Source organism: Brevundimonas sp., from assembly GCF_013823285.1.
Taxonomy (GTDB): Bacteria; Pseudomonadota; Alphaproteobacteria; order Caulobacterales; family Caulobacteraceae; genus Brevundimonas.
Genome location: NZ_PNLV01000129.1, coordinates 1 through 5,813, shown reverse-complemented (window position 1 = coordinate 5,813; position 5,813 = coordinate 1). Strand labels below are relative to the sequence as shown.

6 protein-coding genes are annotated in these 5,813 nt (G+C 69.8%); 1 reads left to right on the top strand and 5 read right to left on the bottom strand.

The window, feature by feature from the left end; translation table 11 throughout:
* The 5 genes from C0461_RS13010 to C0461_RS12990 all read right to left on the bottom strand — a co-directional run.
* Positions 1–450: flavodoxin domain-containing protein (locus C0461_RS13010; RefSeq protein ID WP_292107607.1), on the bottom strand; the 450-nt coding region annotated here is incomplete at its 3' end.
* Positions 447–1,451 carry an FAD:protein FMN transferase gene (locus C0461_RS13005; RefSeq protein WP_292107606.1) on the bottom strand — a complete coding sequence of 335 codons (1,005 nt, stop codon included), beginning with the start codon at positions 1,449–1,451 and terminating at the stop codon, positions 447–449. The genes C0461_RS13005 and C0461_RS13010, both read right to left, overlap by 4 nt.
* A gap of 1 nt (position 1,452) precedes the next feature.
* Positions 1,453–2,256 carry a DUF4198 domain-containing protein gene (locus C0461_RS13000; RefSeq protein WP_292107604.1) on the bottom strand — a complete coding sequence of 268 codons (804 nt, stop codon included), beginning with the start codon at positions 2,254–2,256 and terminating at the stop codon, positions 1,453–1,455.
* A gap of 19 nt (positions 2,257–2,275) precedes the next feature.
* Complete coding sequence (locus C0461_RS12995) at positions 2,276–2,788, bottom strand: DUF2271 domain-containing protein (RefSeq protein ID WP_292107602.1); 513 nt, start codon at positions 2,786–2,788, stop codon at positions 2,276–2,278.
* 11 nt (positions 2,789–2,799) lie between these two features.
* Positions 2,800–3,450: a PepSY-associated TM helix domain-containing protein gene (locus tag C0461_RS12990; protein ID WP_292107599.1), complete on the bottom strand. Its 651-nt coding sequence runs from the start codon at positions 3,448–3,450 to the stop codon at positions 2,800–2,802.
* 197 nt (positions 3,451–3,647) lie between these two features.
* On the opposite strand from C0461_RS12990, the gene C0461_RS12985 reads away from it, so the two are divergent.
* The coding region (locus C0461_RS12985; protein ID WP_292107597.1) for a TonB-dependent receptor at positions 3,648–5,813 on the top strand (2,166 nt) is incomplete at its 3' end.

The following is a 5,813-nucleotide window of genomic DNA, read 5'->3' as shown; positions in this document are numbered from 1 at the left end:
CCCCAGCCAGTCGTCCAGGGCCCGGCCGAAGGCGCAGAAGTGGCTATAGCTGCGGTCGCCCAAGGCGAGGACGCCGAAGGACAGGCCGGAAAGGTCGAGCCGGTTCATCCGGCGCAGGAAGGCGACGGCGGAATCCGGGGCGTCGCCCTCGCCGGTGGTGGAGACCAGGAACAGGGCGCGGGGGGCGGCGGCGAGGCGCTCGATGGTCAGTTCGCCCAGACTGCTCAGGGCGGTCGGGACGCCGCCTGCGTTGAGCGCGGCGGCGGTCATGCGGGCCAGCTCCTCGGCGAACCCGGTCTGGCTGGCGAAGACCACGAGGGTGGCGTCGGGGGCGGCCGGGGCCGCGTCGCCGGTCTTGCGCGCACGGCGCAAGGCGATCAGCCCGATCAGGACCAGCCACAGCACGATCGCCGCGGCCACCCACGCCCAACGGATGGGATCGGCGGTCATGCGTCGTCATCCAGCATGGCGGCGAAGGCGGGGCTGAAATGCTCCTCCAGGCCGTCCGGTCCGCGCAGGATCATGCGCACGGCGAGGCTCTCGCGTTCGGCGTAGGCCATGCCCACGGCGGGCCCCATGACGGTGAGGGCGCTGGCCAGGGCGTCGGCCTGCATGGCTGAGGCGTGCAGCACCGTGACCGAGGCCACGCCGTTGTCCACCGGGCGTCCGGTGCGGCCATCCAGGGTGTGGGAGAAGGCGCGGCCGTCGTGTTCGAACACCCGCACCTGATCGCCGGAGGTGGCCACCGAAAGCCCGTGCAGGGCGGCCAGCATGCGGGGGGCGTCCAGACCCGGCGGCTGCTCCAGCTCCACCCACCACGGTCGACCGTCGGGCTTGATCCCGTGGCCGCGCAGCTCGCCGCCGATCTCCACCAGATGATGGGATGTGTCCTCGGCGGTCAGGCGCTCGGAGACGGCGTCCACGGCGAAGCCCTTGGCCACGCCGGACAGGTCGAGCCGCAGGCCGCCGGGCTGGACCCAGCGGGCGTCGGCGTCCTGTTCGAGACGCCGCCAGCCGCCGGCGGCGCGGGCGGTTTCGATCTCCGCGTCGGCGGGGATATCCGCGCGCGGCCCCGGCGGGCCGAAGCCCCACAGGTCCACCAGCGCGCCCAGCGTGGGATCGAAGGCGCCGTCCGTTTCCTGCGCCAGCGACAGGGCGTAGGCCAGCACCCCGGCGAGGGGGCCGGGCAGGACGTGGGCCTCGCCCCGACGGGCGGTATTGAAGCGCGAGAGGGCGCTGTCGGCGCGCCAGTGGCTCATCTGCTCATCCACGCGGGCGATCTCTTCCCGCACAGCGGCGGTCAGACGCGGGCCGTCAGCGGGGTCGCCGACCGCGCGCACCGTCCACGACGTGCCCATGGCTTCGCCGGTCAGCACCAGCACCGCGCCGGAGGGCCGCGCCGGAACATGGTCCAGCGCCGGGATCAGAACGCGGTTGGCCGGCGCCGTCACCTCAGGGCAGGACTTCGAAGGTGGCGGTGTACTGCACGTTGCGGGCGTGCGCGCGGCCCTCGCCCGCCGGGGTGCGGACTGAGGCGTTGATCCAGTACAGGCCCGCCTCGGTCCAGGCGATCTGGAACAGGCCGTCGGCGTCGGTGGTGACGGTCATGTCGCCGGGGTTGTCGCGATAGCGCGAGCCGCCGCGGGCGACGGTGACCTCCACATCGGCGGCCGGGACGCCGTCGTTCAGCAGGCGGAACTGGCCGGCCTCGCCGACGATCAGGTCGTTGGGGTGGGTGACGGGAACCAGCTCAAGGCCTTGTCCAGTCGGTTCGAAAACCGTCCGGGTCGGGGCGCCGAGGGTGGCGAAGGTCTCGATGCGGTTGGCGCTTTCCGTCGCCTCGATCTCGGCGGCGCCCTCCGGCAGGGCGGCGGGGAAGTCCGAGGCCGCGCCGCGCCAGCGCTGGCGCTCGCCGTCCAGGGTGTAGCTGGCGAAGAAGCCCGACGAGACATTGGCGATCTTGTACGTGCCCGGCTGGGTCAGGTGCACGTCGAAGGTGGAGCGGTAGCGGGCGCGGTGTTCGTTCTCGGCGGAGACCACCGAACCGTCCGGCGCGGTGATGACCAGACCGTCCAGCCGCATGGCCGCGTGGTCGGGGATGAACACCCCGTTGGACATGCCCGCGTCCACGGAGATCCAGCCGTCCGAGCCCGACAGCACAGTGGACGACGGCGCGATCCAGGCGCGGTGAGCCTGGGCGGCCAGGGGGGCGGCCACAACGGCCAGGGCGGCGAGGGCGAAGACGGTCTTCTTCATGTCGGTGATCCTGAACAGCTTATCGGGTGACGGAAACGGTGACGGCGCCCAGTTCGGACGATCCGCGCTGGGTGGCGGCGGGCGAGGCGCCGCCCCAGCGGAAGGGCACGCGCACCTCCTCGCGGCCGCCCAGTTCGCGGGCGGCCTCGACCACCAGGGTGTACTGACCGGCGGGCAGGTTGCGCAGCGGACCGCGCGTTCCGCTGAAGGTCAGGCTGTGGCGGCCCGGGGCGCGGGTGGCGCTGGAGACGCCGTCGGCGGGCAGGGTCATGGCGCGGCCCTCGCGGCGCCACCAGGTGCGCATGTCCTTGAGCCAGTCCTTGCCTTCGCCTGCGGGCAGGGCGGTGTCGTACCAGACCGCCAGCGTCCCGGCGGAGGTGCGGTCCGCCCGCTCGATCCACACCGCCACATAGGGCCGGTGGTAGGAGGCCGTGGCGATGCGCGGGATCTCCACCGACACGTTCAGGTCGGCGGCCATGGCCGGAGAGGCGGCGGCGCCGGCGGCGGCGAGGGCGAGGGGCAGGACGCGCATGATGGAACTCGTCAGTGAATGAAGATGAGGGCGATGATGAGCGGGATCAGAAGACCCAGTCCCACCAGCGGCCAGGTGGAGGGGCGACCGCGCGCGTGCAGCCACAGCAGGGCCAGGCCCGTGAGGCAGAACACCACGCAGGCGCCCGCGAAGATGTCGATGAACCAGGCCCAGACCACGCCGGTGTTGCGGCCCTTGTGCAGGTCGTTGAGGTAGGCGATCCAGCCGTTGGTGGTCTGTTCGTGCAGCACATCGCCGGTGGCCCGGTCGATGGTCAGCCAGCCGTCGCCGCCCGGCGCGGGCAGGGCCACATAGACCTCCACATCGATGGTCTCGGTGGGCTTGCCCGCCGTCGACACGCCCAGTTCCCCGTCCAGCCAACGCGCCACGGCGCCGGGCAGGGGATCGGTGGTCTCCGCGCCCAAGGCTTCCAGTCGCGACAGCATGGGCGCGGGCAGGACGGCGGTTTGCTCCACCGTCACGGGCTCGGCGGGGATCTGGGCCGCATGGTTCAGGGTGATCCCCGTGACCGCGAAGAGGATCATGCCCACCAGGCTGAGACCCGCGCTGATCCAGTGCCACTGGTGCAGCTGCTTCAGCCAGAACGACCGTCGGGCGTTCAGGGCGGCGGCGGGCCGCGCGGCTGTGGCGGGGGTCGACATGAAGGCGAGGGAATCCGGGGCGAAAAATGACGGTCCCGGGCCATGCCATGAAGTGAGAACGATTTGCAAGAGCGGTTTGCGCCATGCCCTCGCGCTGTTGCAAAAGTTCATATGATAATCGTTCGCAATTTTGTTGCGTCTCGTTTGCAGAGGTTTATGAGAGCCGCTCTCAACTCACTCCCCAGGGGCGCCCTCTCATGTTCATCCGCCGTTTCTCGTCTCGAACCCTTCTGATGACGGCCGCCGCCGTCGTCTGCGCGCCCGGGCTGGCTCTGGCGGACGAGGCGTCCGACGCGCCGGTGACCGAGGTGGACGCGGTGGTGGTGACGGCCTCCGGGTTCGAGCAACGTGTCGAGCAGGCCCCGGCCTCGATCAGCGTGCTGTCGCGCGAACAGCTGCAGGAAACCCGCTACCAGAGTCTGGCCGAGGCCTTGGCGAACGTGGAGGGCGTTGATGTGGGCGCCTCCGCCGGCAAGACGGGCGGGCTGAACATCTCGATCCGCGGCATGCCCAGCGACTACACCCTGGTGCTGGTGGACGGTCGTCGCCAGAACGCGGCGGGCAATGTGACGCCCAACGGATTCGGCGAGACCTCGTCCAGCTTCATCCCGCCCATGTCCGCCATCGAGCGCATCGAGGTGGTGCGGGGACCGGTGTCGACCCTGTATGGCTCGGACGCCATGGGCGGGGTGGTCAACATCATCACCCGCCGCACGGGCGGCGAGTGGGCGGGCGCCTTCTCCGCTGACGGCACGGTCCAGAGCGACAGCCAGTTCGGCAACATCTACGGCGCCAATTTCTACGCCCAGGGGCCGATCATCACGGACCTGCTCGGTCTGGCCCTGCGCGGCCGCTATTCGACCCGCGAGGCGTCCAGCCTGACCTATGAGCTGGATGACGGCGGCACGGCCATCGTCAGCGAGCGCGGGCCGAGCCCGGTGGAGAACGAGATCTGGTCGCTGGGCGCTCGGCTGAACGTCACGCCGCATCCGGACCATGACCTCTATCTGGACGCGGACATCCAGCGTCAGTGGTACGACAACAGCACCGCCCAGCTGGGCACCCTGGGCACGCGCGGCTACGGCCCGGACCAGCGGTTCAACCAGGAGGAATTCGTCCTCGCGCACGACTGGCGCCTGCCGTTCGGCGAGCTCCAGAGCACCCTGTCGCACAGCACCCGCGAGACCCTCGGCCGGATTCTGCCGGAAGACGTGCCCGGCACCGACCGCGAGGCGGGCGATCCGCGTGTGCTTGAAGCGTCCAACACCGTCTTCGACACCAAGCTTTTCACGCGCTGGAGCAATCACACTACCACCCTGGGCGGTCAGTTCTGGGACGCCGAGATGGTCGATGGCGTGGCGCCCGCGCCCTACACCCACGAACAGTGGGCGCTGTTCTCAGAGGACGAGTGGCGATTCGCCGACAATCTGGCCCTGACGCTGGGCGTTCGCTACGACGACCACTCCACCTTCGGCGATCAGGTGAGCCCGCGCGCCTATGTGGTGTGGAACGCCACTGACAACTGGACCATCAAGGGTGGCGTGAGCCAGGGCTTCAAGACGCCGCGGCTGGACCAGATCGCCGAGGGAATCACCGGGTTCACCGGCCAGGGCACCCGCCCGACCATCGGCACGCCGACCCTGCAGCCGGAAACCTCGACCTCTGGCGAGTTCGCGTTCTTCTATGACAACCGCGACAATTTCCGCGCCAATGTGGTGATCTTCCACAACACCTTTGACGACAAGATCACCAGCGGGCCGGGCTTGCTCAACTGTTCGTTCGGGCTCAGCGAGGCGGATTACGACGCGGGCGTCACCGCCTTCCCGAACTGCTCGGACTACGGCTGGTGGCCGGCGGTGGAGACCTATGGCCAGTCGGTCAATGTGGACGAGGCTGTGACCCGGGGCGTGGAGGCGTCGTTCCGCTGGAACATCGCCGACGCCTGGTCGCTGAACGGCAACTACACCTACACGGACAGCGAGCAGAAGAGCGGCGCAGCCGCGGGGCAGCCGCTCTACGACACCCCAGACCACATGCTGAACGCGGCCCTGCGCTGGCGCGCCACGGACCGGCTGAACCTGTGGCTGCGGGGCGAGTACCGCAGCGAGCGCTATCGCAGCGAAGACAGCGCCACCAGCACGGCCAAGGCCACCTGGGGCGACTACCGGGCCTATGACGTCTTCCACCTGGGCGGTTCGTACCGGGTGATGGACAGCGTGTCGGTCAACGCCACGATCTACAATCTGCTGGACGAGGACTTCGTGAGCTACGGGGCCTATGTGAGCAACACCGGCACCGGGGCGATCAGCTACACGAACCTGTACGCCAACAATCAGGAGCCGCGCCGCCTGTGGCTGTCGGTG